The organism is Nocardia pseudovaccinii (assembly GCF_050942345.1).
In the GTDB taxonomy this organism is placed as follows: Bacteria; Actinomycetota; Actinomycetes; order Mycobacteriales; family Mycobacteriaceae; genus Nocardia; species Nocardia pseudovaccinii.
In genome coordinates this window covers 9,568,553-9,594,868 of sequence record NZ_CP192074.1, presented here as the reverse complement: position 1 = coordinate 9,594,868, position 26,316 = coordinate 9,568,553, and the positions used below count along the sequence as shown (strand labels likewise).

Here is a 26,316-nt window from a genome sequence, read left to right as displayed (position 1 = left end):
CACACGGGCCCGTCCGTCGCGTTGACAGCGGCTGCGCCGCGCACGGAATCGGTCGGCGCGCACGAAATGTGCGGGCGAATTCCGAGCGCAGCGGTGACCAGCGCCTACGCGACGATATTGATGAGCCGCCCCGGCACCACGATCAGCTTGCGCGGCGCATTCCCGCCGAGCAGTGCCGCGATCTTCTCATCGGCCAGCGCGGTCGCCTCGATGGTCGCGTTATCGGCGTCGGCGGGCACCTGAATTCGGCTACGCACCTTGCCGTTCACCTGAATCGGGTACTCCACCGACTCCTCGACCAGCAGCGCCGGATCCGCCACCGGGAACGGGCCGTGGGCCAGGGATTGCTTGTGCCCCAGCCGTTCCCACAGTTCCTCGGCGATATGCGGTGCCATCGGCGCCAGCATCAGCACCACCGGCTCGACCACCTCGCGCGGCGCGCCGGCGGGGTAGCTCTTGGTCAGATGGTTGGTCAGCTCGATCAGCTTGGCACCGGCGGTGTTATCGCGCAGCGCGGCGTAATCCTCGTCCACACCCGCGATCGTCTTGTGCAGCAGGCGCCGCGTCTCCTCCGACGGCGCCGCGTCGGTGACCCGGATCGCGCCGGACTCCTCGTCGACGACCAGTCGCCACACCCGCTGCAGGAACCGGTGCGCACCGACGACATCCTTCGTCGCCCACGGCCGCGAGGTATCCAGCGGACCCATCGACATCTCGTAGAGACGGAAGGTGTCGGCGCCGTAGGTATCGCACATCTCGTCCGGCGAGATGGCGTTCTTCAACGACTTTCCGATCTTGCCGTACTCCTGGAACGCCTCGATCTCGATGCCGGTGGTGGGATCCGGGAAGTAGTGCTTGCCGTCGCGCTCGATGATCTCGGCGGCGGGCAGATACGCACCGCGCGCGTCGGTGTAGGCGTGCGCCTGGATGTAGCCCTGGTTGAACAGGCGGCGGTACGGTTCGTAACCGCTCACATCACCCAGATCGAACAGCACCTTCTGCCAGAACCGCGCGTACAGCAGGTGCAGCACCGCATGTTCGACACCACCGACATACAGATCGACGCCGCCGGGATCGTTCGGGCCGTGCTCCGAGGTGCGTGGGCCCAGCCAATACTGCTCGTTTTCTTTGGCGCAGAACGCATCCGGGTTCGTCGGGTCCGCGTAGCGCAGCTGATACCAGGAGCTGCCCGCCCAGTTCGGCATGACATTGGTGTCGCGGCGGTACTGCTTGGGACCGTCGCCCAGATCGAGTTCGACATTCACCCAGTCGGTGGCCTTGGCCAGCGGCGGCGACGGTTCGGAGTCGGCGTCGTTCGGATCGAAGGTGACCGGTGCGAAATCGTCCAGCTCCGGAAGTTCTACCGGCAGCATGGATTCCGGCAGGGCGTGCGGTGCCCCGTCCTCGTCGTAGACGATCGGGAACGGCTCACCCCAGTAACGCTGGCGGGCGAACAGCCAGTCGCGCAGCTTGTACTGGACGGTGCCCTTGCCGTGGCCGTCGGCCTCGAGGCGGGCGATGACGGTGGCCTTGGCCTCGTCGACGGCCAGGCCGTTCAGGTAATCGGAGTTCACCAGCGCGCCGTCACCGGAGTAGGCCGCGGCCGAAATATCCCCGCCGGAAATGACTTCCACGATCGGCAGGCCGAATACCGAGGCGAATTCCCAGTCGCGCTGATCGTGCCCTGGCACGGCCATGATCGCGCCGGTGCCGTAACCGGCCAGCACGTAGTCGGCGATGAAGATCGGCACCGGGGCACCGTTCACCGGGTTCGTCGCATAGGAACCCAGGAAGACACCGGACTTCTCCTTGTTCTCCTGTCGCTCCAGATCCGATTTGGCCGCGATCGCCTTGCGGTATCCGGCAACGGCTTCCCGAGGGTCACCGGCGTCCTCGAAGGTCCAGCGCGGATCGACGCCCTCGGGCCAAGCCTCCGCGGTCAGCCTGTCGACCAGTTCGTGCTCGGGAGCCAGCACCACATACGTGGAACCGAACAGGGTATCGGGCCGCGTGGTGAAGACCTCGATCTGCTGACTGTCGGCATCGAATTTCACCTGTGCGCCACGGGATCGCCCGATCCAGTTGCGCTGCATGGCCTTTACGTTCTCCGGCCAGTCCAGGCGATCCAGATCGTCGACCAGCCGGTCGGAGTAGGCGGTGATGCGCATCATCCACTGCCACAGCCGCTTCCGGAATACCGGGAAGTTGCCGCGCTCACTGCGGCCGTCGGCGGTGACCTCTTCGTTGGACAGCACCGTGCCCAGACCGGGACACCAGTTGACCACCGAATCCGTTTGGTACACCAGGCGATACGAGTCCAGCACCTCGGCGCGTTCGGCGGCGGTCAGATCGTTCCAGGCGCGGCCGTCGGGGGTCGGCCGGGCACCGGAGTCGAACTGCGCCTGCAGCTCCGCGATCGGGCGGGCGCGGTCCAGATCCTGGTCGTACCAGGCGTTGTAGATGCGCAGGAAGATCCACTGCGTCCACTTGTAGTACTCCGGATCGGTGGTCGCAAACGAGCGCCGACGGTCGTGGCCCAGGCCGAGCCGGTCCAGCTGACGCTGCATGGTGGCGATATTCGACTCGGTGGTCTGGCGCGGATGCGCACCGGTCTGCACCGCGTACTGCTCGGCGGGCAGACCGAACGCGTCATAGCCCAGCGCGTGCAGCACATTGCGGCCGTGCATCCGGTGATAGCGCGCGAAGACATCGGTGGCGATGTAGCCCAGCGGATGCCCGACATGCAGGCCCGCGCCGGACGGGTACGGGAACATGTCCTGGACGAACAGCTTGTCCGTCGGCGTCGCACCCGCGAGCGGGCCTACCGGGTTCGGCGCGTGGAAGGTCCCGCGCTCATCCCAGGTCCGCTGCCACCGGCGCTCGATGCGGCCGGCGAGCCCGGCGCTGTACCTGTGCTCCGGTACATCGCTTTCGGTTGCACGAGTGTCCGCCACGGTCCTGCCTTCTTGTTCTCGCCGATCCCCGTCATAGATGTGTCTATCAGGGTAGAACGTCCGGGCTCATACACCGAAAATCGGGCCGGGCTGGATCCGGCGTGGCGGCGGTGCGATAACCTCCTCAGGTGTTCGTCGTCGCTCTCACCCTGTTCGTGCTGGCCATGGTCGCCATCGCAACCGGCGTGCTCGGACTGACCGGCCGGCTGCCACGCAACCGCTTCGTCGGGGTGCACACCGAGGCGGCACTGTACGACGAGGAAACCTTCCGCATCGCCAACCGCGTCGCCGCCCCCACCTCCGTGGCCGCGGGCGCACTGCTGTTCGCGGGCGGTCTCGTCGCCCTGGCCGCAGGTGGTTTTCCGGCGGTGATCGTTGCGGTGGTCACAGCGGCGGTGGCGCTGTTCACCCTCGGCGCGGGCGCGAATGCCGCGGCTCGTGCGGTCGAGGAACTTGTCCCCGCCCAAGAGATCGGTGGCTGTGGTTCCTCCTGCGGCGCGTGCTCGCTGCGCGACGCCTGCGCCCCGACCAACTGAGTGCGGTTCGGGAGCTGATGCGAGCACGGAACTAGTCAGCGGCGCACTCAGGCGGATCGACGTGGCGCGATAGCGGGCTGCCGACCGGGTTCAGGTACAGCACGAACAGTGTCACGGGTGTCGTCCCGAGATTGCGCGCCACATGGGGATAGGACGGGCCGCTGGGCTCCCGGAAGATTCGGCCGCGCCGGTAGGTGACCGGGACACGGTCCGAGCCCGGATGGTCGAGCGTGCCGCGGGCGACCAGCACCAGCAGCGTGCCGTCGTGATAGTGCCAACCACTGGTCCCACCTGGTTCGATGACAGTCTGCCTACCGATGACCGCACGCCGCCCCAGCGTGCACCGGAACAGCACCCGACTCGCCGTCCCGCGCGCCGGGGCCGCATTCACCTGGAACTTCCGCCACAGCATCACCCCATCGAACCACCGCGCGATCACGAGAGGTTCCTATACCGAGCCGCAATGCCATCGCTGCACGATGCCCGTTGGAGGCGGCGGCGCAGTGGAAACCACACAGGTTCCGCGAACGCCGCCGCTCCAACACCACCTACCGCAGTGATTCCAGCGCCTTCGACACCGCGTTGTCCGCCTCGGTGTCCCCGACGGCTACGCGCGCGCTGCCGTCGGGGTACACCTTGGCCGCGATGCCGGCCCGGCGCAGCGCCGTTGCTACGCCGGGCCCCGGCAGGTACAGGAAGTTGGCGTGGCTGCGCGGCACGGCGATGTGCCGGTGCAGCAACGCACTGCGCAGGGTCTCGCGTGCGGTGGTGATGCGCAGGATGCGCGCGGCCAATTCGGGTTCGGCGGCGTAGGACGCGGCGACCGCGGCCACCGCCGCCGAACTCACCCCGAACGGCAGCTGCAGCCTGCTGACGCGGCTGATCAACTCGCTGCTGCCGAAGGTGTAGCCGATGCGCAGACCGGCCAGTCCGTAGGCCTTCGAAAAGGTGCGCAGGACCAGCAGATTCGGATGTCGATTGAGCAGTTCGAGGGTATCGACCCGATCGGCGGGACCGAGGAATTCGGCGTACGCCTCGTCCAGGACGACCGGCATCCGGCGCGGCACCGAGCACAAGAACGCCTTCAGCTCAGCGGCCGAGATCACGGTGCCGGTCGGATTGTGCGGACGGCAGACCACCACCAAACCGGTCCGCTTGTCGATGGCCTTCGCCATCGCCCAGAGATCCTGATTGCCCGCGACATCCAGGGGCACCGGAACGACCTCGAGATCGGCCATCTCCGCCATGATCGGATAGCCGTCGAAAGTCGGTGCCCCGTAGACGATTCCGTCACCCGGCTTGGTCAATGCCTGGATGATCTGCATGGCCACCCCGGTCGCACCGGAACCGACGACCACCTGATCCGAATGCACCCCGACGCGCCCCGCGATCAACCTCGGCAGCCGACGCGGCAGGAACTCGGGATAGCGATTGGCCTGCGCCAGTACGTGGTTCACCGCGATGAGTACCGAAGGCAGTGGGGGGAACGGATTTTCGCTCAGGCTGAGATCGAACCGAGCCTGCGTGCGCTGACTTCGGTGCTGTTGCGAGGGCCGAGATTCATCGGCCACCCGCACGCTCATCCGGCCGCGCCCCAGCGCACCGCCGCGGCGCCGGCGAAATCACCGGCGTGCGCGAATGCCGACAACAGCACTACCGAGCCGTTGCGCAGCCGACCCGCCCGATTCTCGGTATCGAGGGTGACCGGAATGCCTGCGGCGAACAGGTTTCCGCACTGGTCGAAGGTGTCCGGATGCCGCTCCGGCGGCAGTTCCAGCGCATCGTGCCAGTTGCGCAGGAACAGCCGGTTCGGCTGATTGGTGACGAAGGTGTCGATATCGCGGCCCTTCACCCCGATCCGATCGCACACCGCCAATGCCACCTCCGGCACCAGCCGATTGCCGCGTGCGAACACCTTGGTGATCTTCGATTCGCTGAAACTGACGCAACCCTGGCCTTCGCCCGGCTCCCAGTACTTGCGCTCGCCATTGGTCGAGAACTCCATATCCCCGGCGAATTCGGGATAGGTGCGGCATTCGATATCCAGGATCGGCGCGGAATCGTCCTTGACGAGCAGTCCGACACCGCAGGCGTCGCCGGGCACCGGCGCCTGGGCGAGCTTGCGGATCTCGGTCTGGGTGAACACCGGGCCCGCGCAGTTCTGGGTCGCCGCGATGAGCGCGGAGCGGGCGTCGGTGGTCTGCAGGATCATCCTGGCCATGGCCATCATGTGCACGAAGGCCGCGCAGCCGCCATTGTGCACGTCGTATACGAAGCGGGGCGTCATCCCGAGGCGGCGGGCTGCCTCGGGTCCGCAGCCCATCACCGGATTGTCCGGCAGCTGGGTGTGCGTGATCAGCACGTCGATATCCGAGATCGCCTGTGCGCCATGGCGTTCGACCAGCGGTGCGACGGCCCGCTCGACCATGTCCACCGCGGTCTCGTCCCTGCCCACGTGGTGGCGCGCCTTGGGCGAGCGGAACATGACGTTCTTGGCCATCCGATCGGATCGGCTGTACTGCGTGAAGTATTCGGTGCCGACCGGCTCACCCGGCAGATAGCTCGATACATCGACAAGGCTGACGGCCGGCAGTCCAGGGCCGTTCGGATCAGAGAAGTTCATTGCGCGGCCTCACTTCATCCAGTCGGGCTTGATCGGAAGACCGTTAGCCGCACGGTATTCGCAGATCGCCTTCAGGTTGTCCATCTCGAGCTGGTGCCCGGCGGAGAACATCTCCCAGAAGTCGCCCACCCATACCGGCCGCTTCTCGGGAGCCGTTTCGGGATAGGGGTTTTCGTCGTAGAACGGGTGACGGCAGTTCACCCACAGCACTACCGAACCCGGCTTGTTGAACACCACCTGGGCATCGATCACCCGCAGCAGGTAGATCATCCACAGGTGCTGACTCTGATCCCAGGCGCAGTGGTAGTCGACGGTCATGCCCTCGCGATGCGCGACGGTGCGGGTGAAGATCTTGGTCGCCGGGCCGAGCCGGTCCCAGGCCAGCCACAGACCCGGTTCCTCGGTCTCGACGAAGCCGCGCAGGCTATAGGTCCACTCCTCCAGGCTGCGGGTATCGGCCAGGTATTCCCACACCTCCTCCGGCGGCGCGGCGATATACGCCTGCACCGGACAGTATTCGCCGAAGATCTGGTCGTGTGGATACACCGACCGCAGCATGTCCATGATGATCGGAGTGGTTGCGTCCTTATCTGAGTTCTCGATCCGCAGCACGCCGGGGACTACGTCTTCCGGAATGTCGCTGAGGGCGGGGAGGGCGCTTGTTGTCACGGCTTCTTCTCCAATGTCGCGAGAAACGGGATGAAGGGTGGAACTTCGTCGGGGTCGACGTCGATCGAGATGAACGCCGGCCCTTCGGATTCGACGCATCGCCCCAGTGCGATGGCCAGCTCTGCGGTAGTACGGACGGAGTACGCGGGAAGTTCAGGGAACATGGCATCGATGCCCGCTCCCAGTTGTGTTGGCCGAAATCGGTTGAAGCTGTAGCGATCTTGGTAATAGAGCTGTTCTCGAGTGACACACATCGCGTGCGCGTTGTTGTTGAGCACGATGAAGATGACCGGCAGCTGATGTTCGATCGCGGTGTGCAGTTCCATGCCGTGCATGTAGAAAGCGCCGTCACCTGCGACGACGACGGTGCGTCTGGTTCCGGACGGTCCGCGATGGCGTGCGAATGCCGAACCTATCGCGGCGCCGAACGCATAGCCCATCCCGCCCATGCCGAGCGCGACCACGAATCGGCCGCCGCGCGGCACCCTCAAATGGTGCACCACCGCGGCCCCGGTATTACCCGCATCCGCGAAAACGTCCGTGCCCTCGGGCAATAACGCCTCGATCGTCTCGACCAATTCGCGGTAGCGCACACCGGGTCCGGTCGACTCGGGCACCCGCAACGGCGTCAGAGCATGCGGTGGATACGGATGGTTCTCTTCGATGCCGTCGGTGAATTCGTCCGCGAGTTCGGCCAGATCCCGCGCAAGATCGGTGCTGGTGGCGTGGATCGCGGACAGATACGGCGCGGCGACACCGATATGCGCGACGGTGCGGTCGGCCAACAGTTCGTCCAACCCGGTGCGCGCGGTGATCGGCATCGGTGTGCCGACGATCAGGCACAGGGCCGCCGAGCGCAATGCCGCTGGCAACTCCGGATGTCCCATGACCCCGGCGACTCCGCAGAACGCCGGGTCGGCATTGTCGTAGGTGTCCTTCGCGTCCGGGGCGACGCCCACCGACGCATCCAATGCGCGTGCCAGCCGTGCGAGTTCGGCGCGGGCGTCGTCGCGCGCGATTTGGTCGCCCAGGATGATCACGATCTTGCCGATCTTGCGTGCCGCGGTCAGCGCCGTGCGCACCCGAGCCAGGCCGCTTTCGTCGCGCCGATGCGTCGGCGAGGTCGGCCGGAACGGCGGGGTATCGCCGATATCGCTCTGCTGTACGTCCTTGGGCAGCAACAGGACTGAGGGCCCGCCGCGCCGGGCGGCGTCGACCGCCCTGGACAACTTGTCGGGTAGGTCGGCGGCGGTCTCCACCCGTGCGCAGTATTGGGTGATCTCGCCGAACATCCGGGCCGCATCGATGGTGCCCGCGAGCCCGCTGGAGTCCTGGAACGCGCCGTTGCCCTCCTGGGCGGTCGGCGGCTGCCCGACCAGCGCCAATACCGGCACCCGGGACGCGAACGATTCGGCAAGTCCGGCAACGAGATTCATCGCGCCGCCGCCGGAGGTGGCGGCGACGACACCGAGTCCGCCGGTCGAGCGGGCATAGCCGTCGGCCATGGTCGCGGCCGAAAACTCGTGCTTGGCAACGATTCCCGCGATGTCGTCGGGCGCGTCGAATAGCGCGTCGTATAGATCCTCGATATTCGCGCCGTCGACACCGAAGATGTGCTGCACCCCCAGGGTTGAAACCGCTCGAACCAGATAATCTACGACCCTGCTCGGCATCGGCCCTCCTCTCGCAGTGACCTGCCGTGCGCCGAAGGCGAACACGGACGCGGTCACGCATCGCGTACACGTGAACTACGAGTTGGGCTGCTGAGCGGTTCAATCCCTCGTGCAAGATGTACTCCGCGCATGAGGCGGTCTGGGGATTCTTGTGAGCCGTCACTGCTTGCGTGTACGTATACATCTACGTATAGTGAGTTCATGCCCAACAAAACGATCTACGTTGCCGACGACGACCTGCCACTGTTCCAGCGCGCGCAGGAGCTCGTCGGCGGCAACCTTTCGGGGGCGGTGACCACTGCACTGCGGCGGTTCATCGAGCTGGAAGAGGGCAGGCTGGAGGGCTACGACGAGGTAGTGCTGCGGGTCGGCCACAATGGCGTGCGTCAGGTCCGCTTCTCCGGCGCCCTACTCGGCGAGCATCGCGACGTGAACGAAGAGCGCATGGAACACGTCCGGGTGTATCGCAGCCGGAAGGGCAAATTCGTCATGCATGCCCAGTATTCGAACTGGGACGAATACCCGCAGAGCACCAACTGGGTCAAGGATCTGACGAACTGGCGTCGCATGCTGGGCGTCGGTGATCAGGACTGGGGCGATTTCATTTTCGAGATCGTCGATTCGCTCGGCGAATTGAAGGGAAAGATTCCGGACAAGCTCTACGAGCGCGTGGCCCAGATCGCCGACCGTCCACCGGTCGAGGAACTGGATATCTAGGGGGATGGCAGTCGGCGGGAGCCGACGGGGCGGGTAAGGACAGTCGAACTCGATATCAACCGAATACCACCTCTCACAACGCCGCACCGGACTCCGGGCGCGGTGCGGCTGAATCATGCTGTCATTCGCATTGATTTATGAAAACCCTCGAAAGGAAGACCATGACCAATGGTCATCGCGCCCCCGCCATTTCGGCGCTGGGCCTGCGTAAATCGTTCGGTGAGCACGTGGTGCTCGACGGCATCGACATCACGGTTCAGGAGGGCACGATCTACTCCCTCCTCGGCCCGAACGGTGCGGGCAAGACCACCACCGTGCAGATCCTCACCACGCTGCTGCGCCCCGATGCCGGTGAAATCCGCGTCGACGGCCACGATCTGGTCACCGAACCCGATGCCGTGCGCACCGCGATCGGTGTCACCGGCCAGTTCTCCGCGGTCGACGAATTGCTGACCGGCCGCGAAAACCTGATCCTGATGGGTGATCTGCACCATCTGCCGCGCCGCGAGAGCAAGCGCCTCGCCGCCGAGCTGCTGGAGCGCTTCGACCTGGTCGAGGCGGGCGACAAGACCGCGGCCACCTATTCCGGCGGGATGGTGCGGCGGCTGGATCTGGCCATGACGCTGGTCGGCGATCCGCGCATCATCTTCCTGGACGAGCCCACCACCGGACTGGACCCGCGCAGTAGGCGGGCGATCTGGGAAATGATCCGCACACTGGTCGACGACTACAGCGTGACGGTCTTCCTGACCACCCAGTACCTCGAGGAGGCCGATCAACTGGCCGACCGGATCGCGGTGCTCGACCACGGCCGGATCGTCGCCGAGGGCACGGCCGCCGAATTGAAGCGGCGGATCCCCGGCGGACATATCCGGCTGGAATTCGCCGACCAGCTCGGATTAGCGGCCGCGGCAACGGCATTGGGGCCGGAGGCGCGCGTCGTCGATGACGCGGCCGAGGAGGAATTCACCCTCGCGGTCCCCAGCGACGGCGGCGTCAAATCGCTGCGCGCGGTGCTCGACCGGCTCGACTACGAGCAGATCGAGGTCGCCGGACTTTCCGTGCACACCCCCACCCTCGACGACGTATTCCTCACCCTCACCGGACATCCCACCGCCGAAAAGGAGACCGTGCGATGAGCAGCACGATGGCGTACGCGCTCGCCGACTCGAAAACGATGCTGCGGCGCAGCATGCTTCATGCGAAGCGGTACCCGAGCATGACCTTCGGCATCATCCTCATGCCGATCATCCTGCTGCTCACCTTCAACTTCGTTTTCGGTGGAGCACTGGAGAAGTCGTCCGGCGGTAACTACATCGACTACCTGACGCCGGGCATGCTGTTGATGATCCCGGCGTATATGACCGCAGGTGTGGCGGTTTCGGTCTGCACCGACACCACCAAGGGCATCGTGAATCGCTTTCGCACCATGGCGATTTCGCAGTCCTCGATACTCGCCGGACATGTGGTCGGCGCATTGATCCAGGCCCTGCTCGGCATCGCCGCCATGGTCGGTGTCGCGTTGCTCGCCGGTTTCCGGCCGTCGGCGAATGTCGTGGAGTGGATCGCCGCATTCGGACTGCTCGGCATGCTCGTCTTCGGACTCACCTGGCTCGCGGTCGGCATGGGGCTGGTCGCGCAGACTCCGGAGAGCGCGAGCAATATGCCCTTCCCGCTGATCATGCTGCCGTTCCTCGGCAGCGGCCTGGTCGGCACCGACACCATGCCGGTCGGACTGCGTCAATTCGCCGAGTACCAGCCGTTCACCCCGCTCACCGAAACCATCCGCGGCCTGCTCATGGGCACGGAGATCGGCAATAACGGCATCATCTCCATCGCCTGGTGCGTCGGTCTCACGCTGGTCGGATACTTCTGGTCGACCTCGGTCTTCCGCAAGCAGACCCAGCGCTGAAGCACCGAAACCTTCGATCCCCCCGTCGAGTTCGGCGGGGGGATCGAAGTGTGTCAGACCGTGCCGGACAGCAGTGTCTCGCCCGTCGAGGCCTTCCGGATCTGCACCGCCTGGATCTGATCCGGCGTCTTGTCGACGGTCCGGTCGATCGTCAGCTCGGTGCCGGGTCCGGCGGGCCACCGATCGAGTTTGGCCTGGCTGCCATCGGTGCCGATGACGTACAGGTCGAGATCCCAGTTGTACTTCTGATCGCTCGGCCCATAGCTGCAGGTCATCACGATCCGGGTCTTGCCATCGGCCTGCACGACCTTGAAGCTGGCCGTCACCGGATTCGGTGTGATCGCTTCCATACTGCGTTCGGCCACAACCTGTTCGGAGCTCGGCTTCTCCACCGCGGTGACCGAGGTGACCACCGGAACCGCGATGGCCACCGCCGCGGCAGCCGCAGCGACGGCCGCCCCGACGGCCGCCCACCGACTGCGCCGCCTACGCCGCTCGGCGGCATCGGCGAGCCTGGGCAGCAGCTGTGCGGGGGGATCCGCCTCGGCCGCAGTCTTTTCCGGCGGCTCGATCATGGCGAGCGCGGTGTCGGGATCGACCATCGAGAGCAAACCCGGGAGTCCGGCGAGATCGGCAACCGCCGCCCGGCAGACCGGGCAGCCGTCCAGATGCTCTTCGTACTCCCGCCGTTCGGCGCGGGACAGGGAGCCGAGGATGTACGGTGCATCCCACGTCGAGTAGTCGTCGGCGATGTCCGTCATTGATTCGTCACCCCCATCTCCTGTAGTGCCAGCCGTAACGCCCGCATGCCGTAGTGCATGCGAGATTTCACCGTGCCCGCCGGGATATCGAGTTCCTCGGCGATCTGGTGGGTGGAAAGGCCTCGATAGTAGGCCCGCACGATCACCTCGCGATGATCGCCGCTGAGTCTGCTCAATGCGTCCGCGACCAGCCAGCCGTCCAGGGCCCGCTCGGCCTGGTCCGGAGCGGCCTGCTCCGGCGGATTGTCGGTACGGAATTCGCGCCGATTGCGGGCGCTGCGGTGCTCATCCACGGCGAGATTGCGCGCGACCGTGAACAACCACGCCCGCGCCGATGTCGTCGATTGATCGAGCACGTTGGGGCGCTGCCACGCCCGCAACAACGTCTCTTGCACGATGTCCTCGGCCCGACCTGGATCGCGAACCAAACCGAGCGTGTACCGCCATAGCGCCGAAGCATGTTCCTGATATAGAACCCGCATGAGCTCGGCTTGTTCTTCGGGCATTCGTCACCTCCCGCTCATCCCACGAATCAGGAGGGCCAAAAGGTTCAATGCGCGTAGGCATGTCAATTGCGTTCTAGTTCGATCGGATGTGTCGCCAGGAGAGACAGGGGCAGTGGCTGGCGGCGCAGCACGTGGGCCCACAGGTCGGGGCGGCCGGTGCTGATCGGATCCGAGGGCAGTGCCGAAAGCACGATCCAGTCGTTGTTCTGCAGTTCGCCCTCTAGTTGGCCGAAGGTCCAGCCCGCATAGCCCGCGAAGATCCGCAGCCCCTCGATCAGCGGGTTGATCTGATCCGGGTCGGCGTCGAGATCGACGAGCACCACGCGGCCATCGATGCGACGCAGTCCACGGACGCCCGCGATCGACGCGCCGACCCGGACGGTGCCCAGACACAGCGCCGCGTCCCGCTTGACCGGGCCGCCGATGAAGAGCGTGCGCGGCGCGGCGGCCGCCTCGGACCAGCGTGGCAGCACGTCGTGCACCGCGGTATCGCTCGGACGGTTCAGTACGACCCCGAGGCTGCCCGCCTCGTTGTGCTCGATGATGTACACGACGGTGCGCCGGAAGGTCGGCTCGACCAGTTCGGTCGCCGACACCAGCAGGGTGCCTGCGCGAACCACCTGCTCGCCCTGCCGGAAATCGCGTCGCCTGCGGTCACCGTGTCCGCCGCGAGTTTTCCGATCGTCCGGGTCATCTCCGCGTGCCACTCCGACATCATCGCACTGGCGCGGGCGGTTCGTCGGTCAAGCGGCGTGGCGGATTCTCGGATCGACGGCGAGCTGACCCTTTCGAGCGAGCTGCAAGCAGTCGTTAGCGGCACGTCGATCACCCCGAAAACAGACCGGTTAGGGTGTGGCCATGGAACGGCCCGAGGTCCTCCTCGACAACGCTGACACTGTGTACGACTTCTATCGCGACCACCGGCAGAACCGGCTGAAGGCATGGGGGGCCTACGCCATTCTCGGACGCCGATACCATCCGCGCGTCACCTATGCCGAGGGTGCGCAAAAGCTACTGCACCAGGTGATACGCCAGCGCAGGCCGTTGCTTGTCGCGATCGACCACCTCTCCGAATCCGACCCGTACACCGTCGCCGCCGCGGCCTGGCGCAGCGAATTGCGTTCGGTGATCGGGCGGGTTCGCGTACTGGCCAAGGACGAGCTGTTCATCGATCCCGACCAGCGCCGCAAGATCGACATGATGGGCGGGATCCCGGTATTCCGCGGTAAGGACCACGGCCTGCGGGCGGTGAACGCGGCCGGTCAACGGATGATGGATATCTGCGCGGAGCGGATGGCGAACGGCGACGGCATCGCGGTCTTTCCGGAGGGCACCTGCAACGATGTCGACCACACCGAGGTACAGCCGGTGGGCAGCGGGATCGGCCACATCGCATTCCGTGCGATGAAGTTGGGTGCGCAGCCGGTGCTGCTCAGCCTGGGTTTGAGCTATGGGCCGCGACCCGATCCGAGCGTGCCGGTCACCAAGGAGGAGGCCAAGTCGGCCAGCTTCCATTTCGGGGTGCCGATCACCGAGCTGCCGACCAAACCCGCGGAGATCGCCCGGCTGGTGCGCACCGATCTGCAGCAGGCGCTCGACGGAGCTGTCGCCGCGTACTGAGCTACAGGGGCAGGCCGAACTTCTGGCGTGCCCACTGTGGAACCGTCGCGATGTACTCCGGTTCCGTTTGGACGAATTGCCGCACCAGCGGACACATCGGCAGAATGCCGAAACCTTCCTGACGTGAGGCGTTCAATGCCGCCTGCACCAGCACCCGGCCGTATGCCCGGCCCGCGTACCTTGGATCGAACTCGGTGTGGATGAAGGCCCGCTCGGCGCCGGTGTCCTGATATTCGGCGTAGCCGGCGATGGCACCGTCGACGTAGATCTCGAAGCGTTCCAGCGCGAAGTTGTTGCGGACCTCAGTCGACATGGCTCGACGCTACTCCGGTGGGGGTGGATGGCTGTGCACCGCAATGCCAATCGCATCCGATCGCCCGCTCGACTTGTCTACCGGTGCCGGGCTGACCAGAATGCCTATGGTCGCGCCGAATCAGCGATGGGCCCGGCGGAGGTACGAAACATGATGAGGACGCCAGGTTTTCCACGAGCGCTGGTCGCTGTCGCGGCCGCGAGCCTGATCAGCGGATCGATCGTGACGGGTTGGGCCGAGGCCGCACCCGCGGCATCCTTCGGCGCCTGCCCGGACTCGTCGGTCACCGAGGGGCGCGGTGTGCAGTGCGCGGTGATCTCCGTCCTGATGAATTATGCCGACCCCGGCGGCGCGCGTATCGAGCTCACCGTCAGCCGGATCGCCGCCACTGGCGAGCGTCGCGGCGTCATTGCCGCGAATCCGGGCGGACCGGGCGCGGATGCCCTCGACTACTGGGCTCGCCGGATCGATTCGATGCCTGCCGAACTCAACGAGCATTACGACCGGATCGCGGTGCAGCCGCGCGGACTGCGCTGGGCCACCCCGCTGCGCTGCGATTCCCAGACCCTCAGTGCGGCATCGAAATCGGCTGAGGGCGAACAAGTTTCGCTGGGCGGCGGTAACCGCGACGATATCAAGAAGGCCTGCGACGCGGCGCTGCCCGGCTACCTCGACACCATCACCACCGAGAGCGCCGCCCGTGACCTGGACGAGGTGCGCGCCGCGCTCGGCGTGGATCGGATCAGTTACCTCGGTACGTCGTATGGCACCTATCTCGGCGCGGTGTACGCGTCGTTGTTCCCGACCCGGGTGGATCGAATGGTGTTGGACTCCAACGTCAATCCCGATTGGGTGTGGACCGAGGAATTCGCCCAGCAGCAGGTCGCCGGTAAGCAGCGACTCGACGATCTGTTCGCCTGGATCGCCGACCACAGCGGCGACTACGGGCTCGGTGATACCGCGCTGCAGGTCTACCAGAACTGGGTGCGGCTGGTCGCAGACCAGGGCGGCGGCTGGTACGCCAACCTGACCCCGCCACCCGCGAGCGTCGCCGACCTGCCCGGCGCGCTGCCCGACCCGCTCGCCGAAATCGCCCGCGACGGTTTCAACGACAGCGTGGAACAGGCGGGCAAGGTGCAGAATCTGGTGCGCCTGCTGGTCACCGGCGGTGCGTCCGCGCAGGTGCCGCTGGTCGGTGCGACCGCGGTCGCCACGTACACCCGCACCTTCTGGCCGACCTTCGCCAGGGCGATGGCCGACGCCAATATCGATCCGAAGAACGTCCGCCAGCTACTCGCTATCGAGGGCGCGACCAGTACCGATCCCACCGGACGCTTTGTCTTCTCGGCCATCACCTGCAACGAGAACAATGTGCCCGGCCGCTCCGAGCTGATCGGCTCGGCCATCGCCACCATCGCCACCGGCGGCAATGCCATGGACGCCCGCGCCGATCTGGTCCGCTCCGGAACCGCCTGCGGCAGTTGGAAACCGGTGACCAAGCCGGTGTCGATCACCGGAAAGGATCTGCACACCCGCCCGCTACTGCTACAGAGCCGCTGGGATGCGCTGACCGCCTACGCGGGCGGCCCGGCCATGGCGCAGGCGCTCGGCGGATCGCTGATCACGGTCGAGGGCGGCGACCACGGCGCATTCGGCCGAGGCAACACCGCCGTCGACGACGCCGTGATGACGTATCTGCGCACCGGTCAGGTCACCATCGACCACGCCGACCAGGCGCCGTTGCAGTAGGCGATATCACCGTGGGCGCACTCGGTGAGGATTTGGCCTGCGCGCCAATCCAGCAGGCGCATTCGATTGCGGAATGGGCCGCCAGGCCAATCCTTTTCGGCCCTAGGCCGCCGTTCTGATGAGCTCGTCGGCGACCCACTGTGCGACGCCGGCGGGGTATGGCGCGGGCAGTCCGAGGACTATGTGGTGGAAACCGGCGTCGATCGCCGCGCCGATCGCGTCACGGGTGCCGCCGGGGTCGTCGTAGGAGATGGGCAGGTGGATCGACCGGGTGATCGAGGCGGGGTCTCGGCCGATCTCGGTGCAGTAGCGGTCCAGCAGTGCGCTGCGGCGGATGACGTCGTCGATATCGCCACCGGGGATGTTCCACAGGTCGGCGTGCTCGGCGGCCACTCGCAGTGTCGCGGCTGATCGCCCACCGATCAGGATCGGCGGGTGTGGGCGCTGGACCGGTTCGGGGTTGCAGAACGCTCCGGTGAGTTGGATATGGGTGCCATGGAAGTCGAACGGTTCGGCCTCGGTCCACAGCCGCCGGATGACCGTGCAGGCCTCGGCGAAACTTTCTACGGCACTGGCAGTGTCGTGGAAGGGTAGGCCGTGTGCTTCGTACTCGCGCCGCGCCAGCGGATGGTCGGGTCGTGAGCCCACACCGATACCGAAGTCGAGCCGCCCACCGGAGACGATGTCGACGGTCGCGGCGATCTTGGCCAGCATCGCGGGCGGGCGGAAGCGGTTGCTGGTCACGAGCAGACCGAGGCGCAGTCGCCGGGTCTGCGCGGCGAGGGCCGAGAGCAATGTCCAGCCTTCGTGTGTAGGTCCGTTCGGATCGCCGCCGATGGGCATGAGGTGGTCGAACAGCCACGCGTGTTCGATCTGCGGGATTGTGTCCGCCTCGCGCCAGACCCGCAGGATGTCTTGGTAGCCGACCTGCATCGGGGCGGTCATGATTCCGAAACTGGGCATGGCTACCGGCCACCTACCGGCGATGAGCGGCGTCGTAGCGCCGCGTCGAGCAGAGCGGGTGGCGTGTCGTGCTTCTCGTCCGGGGCGAGGTCGACGCCGGGCGCGACGATCGCGTCGATCGCATCGAGCACGTCGGCGGAGAGCACGGTGTCGGCGGCGGCGAGTTGCGAGTGCAAGTGATCCATCGTGCGTGGCCCGATGATGGCGCTGGTGACGCCGGGGTGCGCGGTCACGAAACCGAGGGCGAGCTGGATCATCGTCAAACCGGCCTGGTCGGCGACCTTGGCCAGCTGCTCGACGGCATCCAGTTTTGCCCGGTTGATCGGGATGGTGGTGTCGAAGCGTTGCGGCATGAATTTCGAGCGGCTGGTGGTGATGTCTCGACCCGCGCGGATCGCACCCGAGAGCCAGCCCGAAGCCAGCGGGCTCCACGCCAGCACGCCGAGTCCGTACTGCTCGGTCACCGGCAGCACGTGGGATTCGATGCCGCGCTGCAGGATCGAGTAGCCGGGCTGTTCGGTGACGTAAGGGCGCAGGTGGTTTTCGCGAGCGGCCCACTGGGCCTGCACGATTCGGTACGCGGGAAATGTCGACGAACCGAAGTAGCGAATCTTTCCGGCGCGCTGCAGGTCGGTCAGGGCCGACAGCGTCTCCTCGTCGCTGGTGTTCGGGTCCCATCGATGAATCTGGTACAGATCGACGTGGTCGACGCCCAGCCGTCGCAGGCTGTTGTCCAACTCGGTGACCAACCAGCGGCGTGAGCCGCCCTGACGGTTGCGCTCCGCACCCATCGGCATGCTCGCCTTCGTGGCCAGCACGATGTCGTCGCGGCGCTCGGCGATGGCCTTGCCGACCATCTCCTCCGACTCGCCGTCGCTGTACATATCGGCCGTGTCGATGAGGTTGATCCCGGCCGCCAAGGCGGCATCGACGATAGCGGTGGCCTCGTCCTGGGTGGTGCGCCCGATCCGGCCGAAGTTCATCGCGCCGAGCGCGAGGGTGCTGACCTGCACACCGGTGCGGCCCAAAGTGCGGTACTGCATGAGGTGTTCCTCCATGAGAGGCGTGAATTGGTTTCGGAACGGCTGTTCTGTCATCCTGAACAAACGGAACCTTGTTCCGAAACCAACATACGGAACGCTGTTCCGTTTGACAAGCGCTGTGCCGGAGGTGGTTGATATCGACAGCGGATCGGGGCCTTCAGCCCCGCGGAAACGAGCCGACGCCCTGCGTAACAAGAAGACACTGCTGGACGCGGCGGCCGCGGCTTTCGTCGAGTCCGGCGTCGATGTGCCCGTGCGCGATATCGCCGCGCAGGCGGGTGTCGGCATCGGCACGATCTACCGCCACTTCCCGACGCGAGCCGATCTCATCGTCGCCGTGTACCGACACCAGGTCGAGGCATGCGCCGACGCCGGTCCGACACTGCTGGCGAACAGCGGCACACCGCATGCCGCCCTGGGGCGGTGGATCAACCTGTTCGTCGACTTCCTGGTCACCAAACACGGCCTCGCCGAGGCGCTGCAGTCCGACGATCCCGCCTTCGAGACGCTGCACGCCTACTTCCTCGACCGCCTGGTCCCGGTATGCGCCCAACTCCTCGACGCCGCCACCGCGGTAGGCGAGATCCGCCCCGACATGGACCCCTACGAACTCCTCCGCGCCGTCGGCAACCTCTGCATCGGCGCAGGCAACACCCCCCGCTACAACGCCCGCCGCATGGTCGACCTCCTCATCGCAGGCCTGCGCCACCAGTAGCGACCTCATTCAGGCGCGCCTCAGGCGCCGATCCAGCTGGGTCCCCGGCGGTATTCGAGCAGTTCCGGCTGGAACTACGCCACCGGTTCCGGCAGTGACTCGCCCGTCTCCAGCAAGGTCTTGAGGCTCGACAGGATGCTCGGCCAACCACCGCTGATTCCGGCCAGGACCGCGCTGCCTGGCTCGAAACCGTCGTGGATGACAGTCAATTTCACGGTTTCGCCATGGGGTTCGATTTCGAACGTCACCTTCGAGCGGGGCTCGCGCGCCCAGGCCGCCACGTCTTCCGGGTTCATTTCGAAGGTGGTGGCGAAGGCGGGGTCGAAGGTGTGCCAGGTGTAGGAGAGCCGGGTGTAGGGATCTGCCTCCAGGACAACCTGTTCCGGATCCTTGCTGGTCCAATCCCGTTGGTGCCAAACCATTTCCGAGCCGGGCTGCCAATCGGTGTCGAAGCTGGCGCCCCAGTAGCGGTTGGTGAAGGCGGGGTCGGTAAGGGCTTGCCATAGTCGCTCCGGCGTCGTCTTTATGTAGGTGGTGTAGACGAATGCGTTGTCACTCATGGGGTTTGCCTCCAAAGCTTGTTTCAGGTCGGCCAGCGCGTGGACGCGGGCGCGGTGGTAGCGGGTGATCCAGCGGTCGGCGATGGCGTTGATGGGTTCGGCATTGAGGTAGTGCAGTTTTTCGCGGCCGCTGCGACGAGTGGTGATCAAGTTGGCGGACTCGAGGACCGCGAGGTGCTTGCTCACCGATTGGCGGGCCATATCCAGTTCGGCGCACAGTTCGCGCAGGGTTTGGCCATTGCGCGCGTTGAGGCTGTCGAGCAGCCTTCTGCGGCTCGGATCGGCGAGCGCTCGGAATACCTCGTCCATGCCACCTTCTTCGTGATATGCAGCCCTCCGGCTGCGCATTCACACGATAGGCAGCCATTTGGATGCATGTCAACCGTGACGTAGGCAAGAAATAGCATTGTCGCGGTGCAATGTAGTAGATATGCTACGATTTATCCCGATCTCACAACGGGAGGATGAGATGACCATGGGCGATGGCGTCGCGCTCGACGTCGAAAAATTGCGGATGCGATACGGCACGACCGACGTCCTGCACGACGTGACATTCCAAGCCCGGCCGGGCGAAGTGCTGGTGCTCCTCGGTCCGAACGGCGCGGGCAAGACCACGACCATCGAAATTCTGGAGGGCTTCCGCATGCGCTCCGCGGGCCGTGTCGAGGTGCTCGGCATGGATCCGGCGCACGGGAACGAAGCCTGGCGGGCGCGACTGGGTGTCGTCCTGCAGTCGTGGCGTGACCATGCCAAATGGCGTGTGCGCGAGCTGCTTTCACACCTGGGCTCCTATTACGCGCCGTACGGCACGGATAGGATCCACCGGCCTTGGGACACAGACGAACTCATTGCCGCCGTCGGACTGACCGAGCAGGCCGACCGCAAGATCGGATCGCTGTCCGGCGGTCAGCGCCGTCGCATGGATGTCGCGATCGGCATTGTCGGCCGCCCTGAACTGCTGTTCCTGGACGAACCGACTGCGGGCTTCGACCCGCAGGCCCGCCGCGAATTCCATGATCTGGTCCATCAGCTCGCCGACGACCGGACCACCATCCTGCTCACCACCCACGATCTCGACGAGGCCGAGAAGCTCGCCGACCGCATCATGATCCTGGCCGGTGGCCGGATCATCGCCGACGGCTCGGCCGACGAACTGTCGCGCCGCATCGCGGGCGAGGCCGAAATCCGTTGGACCCACGATGGACAACGGTTCGTGCACACCACCGCGGAGTCGACCGAATTCGTCTACGAACTGTTCAAGCAGCACGGCGACGAGATCGGCGAGCTCGAGGTGCGCCGCGCCTCGCTGGAGGACACATATATGGCGCTGGTGCGGCAGTACGAGTCCGGCCGGCTCGAAACCGAGGTCCATTCCCTGGAGGAGGTCGCGCGATGAATCCGATCGATGCCGCCGTGCGGGCCGGAACCCGGCGCGGACTGATCGAAATACGGCAATCGCTCACCAATGTGCAGGACCTGTGGGGCATGCTCTTCTGGCCGGTCGCCATGGTCATCGTGCTGTTCTTCATGCGCGACGCGACCTTCGAGGCGAGCGGCTTCGCACTCGGTTCACTGGCCCTGCCGAGCATCCTCGGCATGCTCGTCGCCTTCAACGGCATGTTCGGCATTGCCCAGATGCTGACCCTGGAACGCGAAGACGGAACACTGTTACGCGCCAAGGCAACTCCGAACGGCATGGTCGGCTACCTGATCGGCAAGATCGTGACGACCGCGGGCTGGGTGGTCATCCCGTTCCTGATCGTGCTGATTCCGGGACTGTTCCTGGTCGACGGCACGGCAATGGGCAGCATCGGTTCCTGGCTGGGTCTGATCGGCGTCGTCGCAATCGGCATGCTCGCGACCATGCCGATCGGCGCGGTGCTCGGATCGCTGTTCAGCAACCCGCGCAATATCGGCTTCGTCTCGCTGCCGATCATGGGCATCGTGGCGATCTCCGGCGTCTTCTACCCGATCACCTCGATGCCCGGCTGGCTGCAGGGCGTCGCGCAGGTGTTCCCCGTCTACTGGGTCGGGCTCGGCATGCGTTCGGCGATGCTGCCGGGCGATGCGGCCGCCATCGAGCTCGGCCATTCCTGGCGGCATCTGGAAACCATTGCCGTGCTGGGTGTCTGGGCGGTGGCGGGGCTGCTGCTCGCGCCGATCGTGCTGCGTAGGATGGCACGTCGCGAGTCCGGGTCGAACGTGGCGGCGCGCCGCGAGAAGGCGATTCAGCGTGCCTACTGAGGTCATCTACAACCGCATCGCCATGTTGCGGGCCGAGCGCGGCATCTCCCGGCGGGAGCTTGCCGAAGCGCTCGGCGTGCACTATCAGACGATCGGTTACCTCGAACGCGGCGAGTACAGTCCGAGCCTGCATCTGGCATTGCGGATCGCGGCGTATTTCGAGGTCGCGGTGGAGGTGATCTTCTCGACCACCCCGTTCCCGCGCCTCGGCTCCGTCGATTCGGCGCGTGCCGCCGGGGACTGAGACTTACCGCCGCCCGGCGAACAGCTGATACACCGGAACCGGCTGCCCCGCCTCCTCGCTGGCCGCGATCGCGCGCCGCCACAGGCCCTGCGCCGCGTGCGACAGCGTAGCGTCGACACCGACCTCCTCGCTGGCATCGATGATGTGCTGCGCCCCGGCATCCATCATCTTCAGACTCGCCAGGGTGCCCCAGCCACCCGCCTTCGCGGCGGCCGCGAAATCCTCGATGAAATACGGGTACGCGCCGGTCGCGCGCAGCGCGAAGGGCACGAACTGGTCGATGCTGTGACCGGACTTCTCGATCACCGCGAGCGCCTGATCGAACGCGAGCATCCAGGGATGGAAAATGATCAAACCGGCCTGGTAGAAGATCTGCGCGAGACCGTCATCCGCACCGAGGTATTCCTGCGGGCTCAGCGGTCGCAGCAGTTCGGCGTGCGCGTCGAAGACCTCTTTCGGACCGCTGTAGAAGATGAACGATGACGGATGAGCGATATTGTCGCCCGCCGACATGACGCCGCCGGAAATGAATTCCGCCCCGTGCGAACGCACCCACTCGGCACCCTTGTGCGCCTTCTCCGGTGAATCCGAGGACAGATTGGCGATCACCTTGCCCGGCAAATGGTCGATGGCCTGGCCCAATACGTCGTACATGGCGGCGTAGTGGGTAAGGCTGAGCACGGTCACCGGATTGGCGTCCAATGCTTCTGCGACCGTCGAGGCCCGCTTCGCGCCGAGTTCGACCATGGCGTCGACCTTTTCGGTACTGCGATTCCAGACCGTCACCTCGATACCGGCGTCCAGGAAGGCCCGGACCATGGCCTGGCCCATCGGACCGAGGCCGACCACGGAGACGGAGCCAGCGGTGTTCTGCTCGGACATATTGTGTCCCTTCGGTTCTCGTTTCGATTGTGTCGACTGGCCTTTTCGAGCGACCTGCAAGCAGTCGCTACGGCCGAGTTCCATGGTCGTTGTCGCAGGTAGCGTCGGGAAGACCGAACGTTCAGGTGTGGTTGCTTACCTCGAGGTTCGAATTCAGGTCAGAAGGAGTGCGGTGGGCATGAGCAGTGACGCGGATCACGATGTGTGCGGCATGTCGGTGGCGATCGACGTCGTAGGCGGCAAATGGAAGCTGCACCTGATGTGGGTGCTCGCCGCGGGTCCACAGCGCTTCGGTCGGATACGCAAGCTGCTCACCGGCGTCAGCGAGAAGGTGCTGGCGGAGAATCTGCGGCACCTGGAGGCCAGCGGTGTGGTGCACCGCGAGGTCTTCCCCGAAGTCCCGCCGCGCGTCGAATACTCGCTAACGCCGCTGGGCGAAGAACTCGAAGTCGCCCTGCGCCCGCTCGAAGCCTGGGGTGATAAGCACCGCAACGAACTGCTCGGCAATCTGCTCGCCGCGGCGGGCTAGGCGTTCACAGGTTGTCGGCGCCTATTTGTTCGCCGACGCGAGTAAGGAGCTGTGCCGCATCGGCGATCGAGCGGGCGGGGTCCGGTTCCAGATCGGCGAGTGCGTAGCAGGCGGTGAAGCCTGCCGCTCGGATCTCATCGCGCGTCAATTGTGTTCGGCCGACGGCGGCAACCACCGGGACGCCCGCCTTGCGCGCCGCCTCGCAGACACCGATGGGGGCCTTTCCGTGCAGGCTCTGGGTATCGAGGGCCCCCTCGCCGGTGACGACGAGGGTGGCTCCATCGAGAAGTGTTGGGAAATCGAGGAGTTCGAGTACGACTTCGATGCCGCTGCGGACCTGCGCCCCGAGCACTGCGAGCGCGCCGAATCCGGTGCCGCCCGCCGCACCCGCACCTGGAACCTCCGCGAATTCCGGGGCGACGACGGTGGCCCAATTCGTCAGTGCCGCTTCTAGAATCGACAGATCCGATGGTGTCGCACCCTTTTGTGGCGCATAGACGGCGACCGCACCGGTTGGGCCGAGTAGTGGGTTGTCCACATCACAGGCCAGAGTGAAGGTCGCCGTCGCGATCCGTGGATGCAATCCGGTGCGATCCAATCGTGCGGCATGCGCCAAAGCCGCTCCACCTGTGGATAATTCAGCGCCATCGGCATCCAGGATCCGGGCACCGAGAGCCTGCAGCATGCCCGCCCCGCCATCGGTGGAGGCGCTGCCGCCCAAGCCGAGGACGATATCGGTTACCCCTCGATCCAGCGCATGAGCGATGACAACACCGAGTCCGTAGGTATCAGCTCCGAGTGGATCACGTTGTTCCCCTGACAGTTTCGTCAGTCCGACCGCCGCGGCCAATTCGATCACCGCCGTGGTTCCGTGTACCGCATAGGCGGCGGTGTCGGGTGCGCCGGTCGGTCCGGGCGCATCGACCTCGATCCGCGCCCAGCCCGCGGCCACGAATGCGTCGACGGTTCCGTCACCGCCGTCCGCGACCGGCACCTGCCGGAGCTCGGCCTCCGGCACGGCGCGCGTGATGCCCGCGGCCAGGGCGGCCGCGACCTCGGGGGCGGTCAGCGAGCCCTTGAATTTGTCCGGGGCGAGCACCACCCGGGGCGCGGACGTCATCTGCACATTCTCTGCGGTGGTTCCGAACGGCGCACGTCGGGGAGCGCGGTAGATCGGGTCCGGCGGCGCTTCGGCACCGACTCCATTCGTTGTGATCATGAGTGTGTGGCTCATCGCTTTTGGACGCCCAAATAAAAGAGAGCAGTGCTCTTGACTTGATGGGATTTGGTGTGGAACACTGATCTCAACAGAGAGCAGTGCTCACAAAGGAGTAGGAAATGAACGCCAGCACCCGCTACCTCGCCCCGACCGGCATGGACCCGATCATGAACAAGATTGCCAATTGGCTGCCTCGCCTCGGCATCAGCGTGATGGGGTCGCGGCTGTTGGCTGTGCGCGGACGCAAGAGTGGCGAATGGCGCACCACCATGGTCAATCTGATGACCGATACCGACGGCACGCGCTACCTGGTCGCGCCGCGCGGCCACACCCAGTGGGTGCGGAACCTGCGCGTCGCGGGCGATGGTGAACTGCGGCTGGGTCGCAAGGTCGAGGTGTTCACCGCGACCGAAGTGGCCGACGCGGACAAGGTGCCGCTGCTGCGCATCTACCTGCAGAAGTGGGGCTGGGAGGTCGGCAAATTCTTCGAGGGTGTCACCAAGGACGCCACAGATGCGGAATTGGCCGAGATCGCCCCGGGCTTTCCGGTCTTCCGACTCGCCTAGTGTGACAAGCCGATCCGGTCAGCCGACCCTTTCGAGCGACCTGCAAGCAGTCGCTAGCTGACCCTTTCGAGCGACCTGCAAGCAGTCGCTAGCTGACCCTTTCGAGCGACCTGCAAGCAGTCGCTAGCGGTGGATCAGGAATTCGATGGCCGCGGCGTAACCCCGAATCCCCATCCCCGCCACCACCGCGGTGGCGATGGGGGAGATGTAGGAGTGATGCCGGAACTCCTCGCGCGCATGCACATTGCTGATGTGCACCTCGACGATCGGGAGTTCCGGAATCACCAGCGCATCACGCAGTGCGACCGAAGTATGCGTGAGCCCACCGGGATTGATGACGATCCCGGACTCGACGCCGCGCGCCCGGTGGATCCGATCGATCAGCGCTCCTTCGGAATTCGACTGGAACGCATCGACCTCGCGGCCGTACCGGGCGGCGGTCTGTCGGCACAATTGGACGACATCATCGAGCGTGGCCGACCCGTAGACCTCCGGCTGGCGGGTGCCGAGCATATTGAGGTTCGGGCCGTTGAGAACCAGGATCGGGCCATGTGTCGACATGGCTTAGACACTAGCCCGCCCTGTTCAGAGTCCCTGCGGACCTTCCGACCGCAGGTCGTCCACTTTCCGCATGGCGGTGCGCAACTCCTCGAGCCAGGCCTCGGCATGTTTGCCCGCCAACTTCACCGTCCACGCCAGCGCGTCCGCGCGCGAGCGCGCCACACCGGAATCGACCAGCGTGTCGAGCACCTTGCGCTCCGGCTGCCGCAGTCGCGTCATCACCGGAACCGCCAAGTGCGTGAACATGATTCGTTCGCCGTCCACCGAGACGCCCCACGCGACGCTGCGTCCGTAGCGGCGCTGGGCCTCGTTCGCGATCTGCATGCGGGCCGGGCGAGTGGTCTCGCGGAAGCGGGCGACCGCGCCCTGCTTCGTCGCGGCCGGGACCTCCTCGGCGGGAGTGTCTTCCTTTTCCGATACCGGGGCCGGGAGCTCACCGATAACCACGATCTCGTCCCGGTCGATTTCGATGACGGGCTGCCCGGCGAACCAGTCGCTCGGCAACCTTCCGGCGAACCAGTCCGGGGCGTCCGCGGGATCCGGTAGATCGGCCTGCTGCCAGCCGCCCGGTCGTCCGAAGCCTCGTCCCCGATGCTCGTGCCTCATTGGGATTCACCTACTTACTGTGGTGCCTGTATTTCATTGATTACAAGATTACGTCGCAAAGAGCGCGCGTGGTTCTGCTCTGTGCGAACGGTTTCGGCCACCGGCCGTGCGGGTACGCCGGATAAAGGTGTGTGCTGGTCAACGAGGCCCT

29 protein-coding genes are annotated in these 26,316 nt (G+C 65.7%); 12 read left to right on the top strand and 17 right to left on the bottom strand.

Annotated elements, in window-relative coordinates:
• Window positions 1-104: 104 nt before the first annotated feature.
• Entirely contained in the window at window positions 105-2,954 is a 2,850-nt protein-coding gene (gene leuS / locus ACQPZ2_RS43005) for a leucine--tRNA ligase (RefSeq protein ID WP_433523559.1), read from the bottom strand.
• A 128-nt stretch (window positions 2,955-3,082) separates the two neighbouring features.
• On the opposite strand from leuS, the gene ACQPZ2_RS43000 reads away from it, so the two are divergent.
• Window positions 3,083-3,490, top strand: a complete 408-nt coding sequence (locus ACQPZ2_RS43000; protein WP_433523558.1) for an SdpI family protein — start codon at window positions 3,083-3,085, stop codon at window positions 3,488-3,490.
• 31 nt (window positions 3,491-3,521) lie between these two features.
• On the opposite strand, the gene ACQPZ2_RS42995 is transcribed toward ACQPZ2_RS43000, so the two are convergent.
• From ACQPZ2_RS42995 to ACQPZ2_RS42975, 5 genes are all read right to left on the bottom strand, one after another.
• On the bottom strand, window positions 3,522-3,929 hold the full coding sequence (locus ACQPZ2_RS42995) for a cupin domain-containing protein (RefSeq protein WP_433523557.1): 408 nt from the start codon (window positions 3,927-3,929) through the stop codon (window positions 3,522-3,524).
• Between the two features lie 109 nt (window positions 3,930-4,038).
• Window positions 4,039-5,073, bottom strand: a complete 1,035-nt coding sequence (locus ACQPZ2_RS42990) for an aminotransferase class I/II-fold pyridoxal phosphate-dependent enzyme (protein WP_433523556.1) — start codon at window positions 5,071-5,073, stop codon at window positions 4,039-4,041.
• Window positions 5,070-6,113 (bottom strand): 3-oxoacyl-ACP synthase III family protein, encoded by a 1,044-nt coding sequence (locus ACQPZ2_RS42985; RefSeq protein ID WP_433523555.1) that lies wholly within the window; start codon window positions 6,111-6,113, stop codon window positions 5,070-5,072. The genes ACQPZ2_RS42990 and ACQPZ2_RS42985 overlap by 4 nt, the downstream gene beginning before the upstream one ends.
• A gap of 9 nt (window positions 6,114-6,122) precedes the next feature.
• Window positions 6,123-6,782, bottom strand: coding sequence for an SRPBCC family protein (locus ACQPZ2_RS42980; RefSeq protein WP_433523554.1), 660 nt, complete (start codon window positions 6,780-6,782; stop codon window positions 6,123-6,125).
• Entirely contained in the window at window positions 6,779-8,455 is a 1,677-nt protein-coding gene (locus ACQPZ2_RS42975; protein ID WP_433523553.1) for a thiamine pyrophosphate-binding protein, read from the bottom strand. Before ACQPZ2_RS42975 ends, ACQPZ2_RS42980 begins: the two co-directional genes overlap by 4 nt.
• A gap of 201 nt (window positions 8,456-8,656) precedes the next feature.
• Here ACQPZ2_RS42975 and ACQPZ2_RS42970 point away from each other — a divergent pair, with 201 nt between their 5' ends.
• The 3 genes from ACQPZ2_RS42970 to ACQPZ2_RS42960 all read left to right on the top strand — a co-directional run bounded on the left by ACQPZ2_RS42970 (window position 8,657) and on the right by ACQPZ2_RS42960 (window position 11,084).
• Window positions 8,657-9,172: an EXLDI protein gene (locus ACQPZ2_RS42970; protein WP_040697293.1), complete on the top strand. Its 516-nt coding sequence runs from the start codon at window positions 8,657-8,659 to the stop codon at window positions 9,170-9,172.
• Between the two features lie 161 nt (window positions 9,173-9,333).
• Complete coding sequence (locus ACQPZ2_RS42965; RefSeq protein ID WP_433523552.1) at window positions 9,334-10,311, top strand: ATP-binding cassette domain-containing protein; 978 nt, start codon at window positions 9,334-9,336, stop codon at window positions 10,309-10,311.
• Complete coding sequence (locus ACQPZ2_RS42960) at window positions 10,308-11,084, top strand: ABC transporter permease (RefSeq protein ID WP_433523551.1); 777 nt, start codon at window positions 10,308-10,310, stop codon at window positions 11,082-11,084. The genes ACQPZ2_RS42965 and ACQPZ2_RS42960 overlap by 4 nt, the downstream gene beginning before the upstream one ends.
• 53 nt (window positions 11,085-11,137) lie before the next feature.
• Here the strand turns inward: ACQPZ2_RS42960 and ACQPZ2_RS42955 are convergent, their stop codons facing one another.
• From ACQPZ2_RS42955 to ACQPZ2_RS42945, 3 genes are all read right to left on the bottom strand, one after another.
• A complete protein-coding gene (locus ACQPZ2_RS42955; RefSeq protein ID WP_433523550.1) occupies window positions 11,138-11,845 on the bottom strand; it encodes an anti-sigma factor family protein in 708 nt (235 codons plus the stop codon).
• A complete protein-coding gene (locus tag ACQPZ2_RS42950; protein ID WP_433523549.1) occupies window positions 11,842-12,351 on the bottom strand; it encodes a sigma-70 family RNA polymerase sigma factor in 510 nt (169 codons plus the stop codon). The genes ACQPZ2_RS42955 and ACQPZ2_RS42950 overlap by 4 nt, the downstream gene beginning before the upstream one ends.
• Window positions 12,352-12,413: 62 nt before the next feature.
• The gene (locus ACQPZ2_RS42945) at window positions 12,414-13,058 is read right to left on the bottom strand and encodes a YqgE/AlgH family protein (protein WP_433523548.1); all 645 of its coding nucleotides are present in this window, start codon (window positions 13,056-13,058) and stop codon (window positions 12,414-12,416) included.
• 151 nt (window positions 13,059-13,209) lie between these two features.
• Between ACQPZ2_RS42945 and ACQPZ2_RS42940 the strand changes: the two genes are divergently transcribed.
• A complete protein-coding gene (locus ACQPZ2_RS42940; protein WP_433523547.1) occupies window positions 13,210-13,971 on the top strand; it encodes a lysophospholipid acyltransferase family protein in 762 nt (253 codons plus the stop codon).
• 1 nt (window position 13,972) lies between these two features.
• Here the strand turns inward: ACQPZ2_RS42940 and ACQPZ2_RS42935 are convergent, their stop codons facing one another.
• Entirely contained in the window at window positions 13,973-14,284 is a 312-nt protein-coding gene (locus tag ACQPZ2_RS42935; RefSeq protein ID WP_433523546.1) for a GNAT family N-acetyltransferase, read from the bottom strand.
• 150 nt (window positions 14,285-14,434) lie between these two features.
• Between ACQPZ2_RS42935 and ACQPZ2_RS42930 the strand changes: the two genes are divergently transcribed.
• Window positions 14,435-16,033 carry an alpha/beta hydrolase gene (locus ACQPZ2_RS42930; RefSeq protein WP_433523545.1) on the top strand — a complete coding sequence of 533 codons (1,599 nt, stop codon included), beginning with the start codon at window positions 14,435-14,437 and terminating at the stop codon, window positions 16,031-16,033.
• A 102-nt stretch (window positions 16,034-16,135) separates the two neighbouring features.
• On the opposite strand, the gene ACQPZ2_RS42925 is transcribed toward ACQPZ2_RS42930, so the two are convergent.
• Both ACQPZ2_RS42925 and ACQPZ2_RS42920 read right to left on the bottom strand, forming a co-directional pair.
• On the bottom strand, window positions 16,136-16,996 hold the full coding sequence (locus tag ACQPZ2_RS42925) for an LLM class flavin-dependent oxidoreductase (RefSeq protein ID WP_433523544.1): 861 nt from the start codon (window positions 16,994-16,996) through the stop codon (window positions 16,136-16,138).
• A gap of 2 nt (window positions 16,997-16,998) precedes the next feature.
• Window positions 16,999-18,039 (bottom strand): aldo/keto reductase, encoded by a 1,041-nt coding sequence (locus ACQPZ2_RS42920; protein WP_433523543.1) that lies wholly within the window; start codon window positions 18,037-18,039, stop codon window positions 16,999-17,001.
• 106 nt (window positions 18,040-18,145) lie between these two features.
• Between ACQPZ2_RS42920 and ACQPZ2_RS42915 the strand changes: the two genes are divergently transcribed.
• Window positions 18,146-18,754: a TetR/AcrR family transcriptional regulator gene (locus ACQPZ2_RS42915; RefSeq protein ID WP_433523542.1), complete on the top strand. Its 609-nt coding sequence runs from the start codon at window positions 18,146-18,148 to the stop codon at window positions 18,752-18,754.
• A gap of 74 nt (window positions 18,755-18,828) precedes the next feature.
• On the opposite strand, the gene ACQPZ2_RS42910 is transcribed toward ACQPZ2_RS42915, so the two are convergent.
• The gene (locus ACQPZ2_RS42910; RefSeq protein ID WP_433523541.1) at window positions 18,829-19,623 is read right to left on the bottom strand and encodes an ArsR/SmtB family transcription factor; all 795 of its coding nucleotides are present in this window, start codon (window positions 19,621-19,623) and stop codon (window positions 18,829-18,831) included.
• Between the two features lie 160 nt (window positions 19,624-19,783).
• On the opposite strand from ACQPZ2_RS42910, the gene ACQPZ2_RS42905 reads away from it, so the two are divergent.
• Genes ACQPZ2_RS42905 through ACQPZ2_RS42895 form a run of 3 tightly spaced genes read left to right on the top strand, consistent with a single transcriptional unit; the run spans window position 19,784 to window position 21,802 of the window.
• Window positions 19,784-20,710, top strand: coding sequence for an ABC transporter ATP-binding protein (locus ACQPZ2_RS42905; RefSeq protein ID WP_433523540.1), 927 nt, complete (start codon window positions 19,784-19,786; stop codon window positions 20,708-20,710).
• Window positions 20,707-21,558: an ABC transporter permease gene (locus ACQPZ2_RS42900; protein ID WP_433523539.1), complete on the top strand. Its 852-nt coding sequence runs from the start codon at window positions 20,707-20,709 to the stop codon at window positions 21,556-21,558. Before ACQPZ2_RS42905 ends, ACQPZ2_RS42900 begins: the two co-directional genes overlap by 4 nt.
• Complete coding sequence (locus ACQPZ2_RS42895) at window positions 21,548-21,802, top strand: helix-turn-helix transcriptional regulator (protein WP_084509363.1); 255 nt, start codon at window positions 21,548-21,550, stop codon at window positions 21,800-21,802. Before ACQPZ2_RS42900 ends, ACQPZ2_RS42895 begins: the two co-directional genes overlap by 11 nt.
• 3 nt (window positions 21,803-21,805) lie before the next feature.
• On the opposite strand, the gene ACQPZ2_RS42890 is transcribed toward ACQPZ2_RS42895, so the two are convergent.
• Window positions 21,806-22,684 (bottom strand): NAD(P)-dependent oxidoreductase, encoded by an 879-nt coding sequence (locus tag ACQPZ2_RS42890; protein WP_433523538.1) that lies wholly within the window; start codon window positions 22,682-22,684, stop codon window positions 21,806-21,808.
• A gap of 178 nt (window positions 22,685-22,862) precedes the next feature.
• Between ACQPZ2_RS42890 and ACQPZ2_RS42885 the strand changes: the two genes are divergently transcribed.
• Complete coding sequence (locus ACQPZ2_RS42885; protein WP_433523537.1) at window positions 22,863-23,213, top strand: winged helix-turn-helix transcriptional regulator; 351 nt, start codon at window positions 22,863-22,865, stop codon at window positions 23,211-23,213.
• A gap of 4 nt (window positions 23,214-23,217) precedes the next feature.
• Here ACQPZ2_RS42885 and ACQPZ2_RS42880 read toward each other — a convergent pair whose 3' ends face one another.
• On the bottom strand, window positions 23,218-24,333 hold the full coding sequence (locus ACQPZ2_RS42880; protein WP_433527684.1) for a glycerate kinase: 1,116 nt from the start codon (window positions 24,331-24,333) through the stop codon (window positions 23,218-23,220).
• Between the two features lie 218 nt (window positions 24,334-24,551).
• Between ACQPZ2_RS42880 and ACQPZ2_RS42875 the strand changes: the two genes are divergently transcribed.
• The gene (locus ACQPZ2_RS42875) at window positions 24,552-24,998 is read left to right on the top strand and encodes a nitroreductase family deazaflavin-dependent oxidoreductase (RefSeq protein ID WP_433523536.1); all 447 of its coding nucleotides are present in this window, start codon (window positions 24,552-24,554) and stop codon (window positions 24,996-24,998) included.
• A gap of 123 nt (window positions 24,999-25,121) precedes the next feature.
• Here the strand turns inward: ACQPZ2_RS42875 and aroQ are convergent, their stop codons facing one another.
• Both aroQ and ACQPZ2_RS42865 read right to left on the bottom strand, forming a co-directional pair.
• Entirely contained in the window at window positions 25,122-25,559 is a 438-nt protein-coding gene (gene aroQ, locus ACQPZ2_RS42870; protein ID WP_433523535.1) for a type II 3-dehydroquinate dehydratase, read from the bottom strand.
• 24 nt (window positions 25,560-25,583) lie between these two features.
• The gene (locus ACQPZ2_RS42865) at window positions 25,584-26,165 is read right to left on the bottom strand and encodes a hypothetical protein (protein WP_433523534.1); all 582 of its coding nucleotides are present in this window, start codon (window positions 26,163-26,165) and stop codon (window positions 25,584-25,586) included.
• Window positions 26,166-26,316 lie beyond the last annotated feature (151 nt).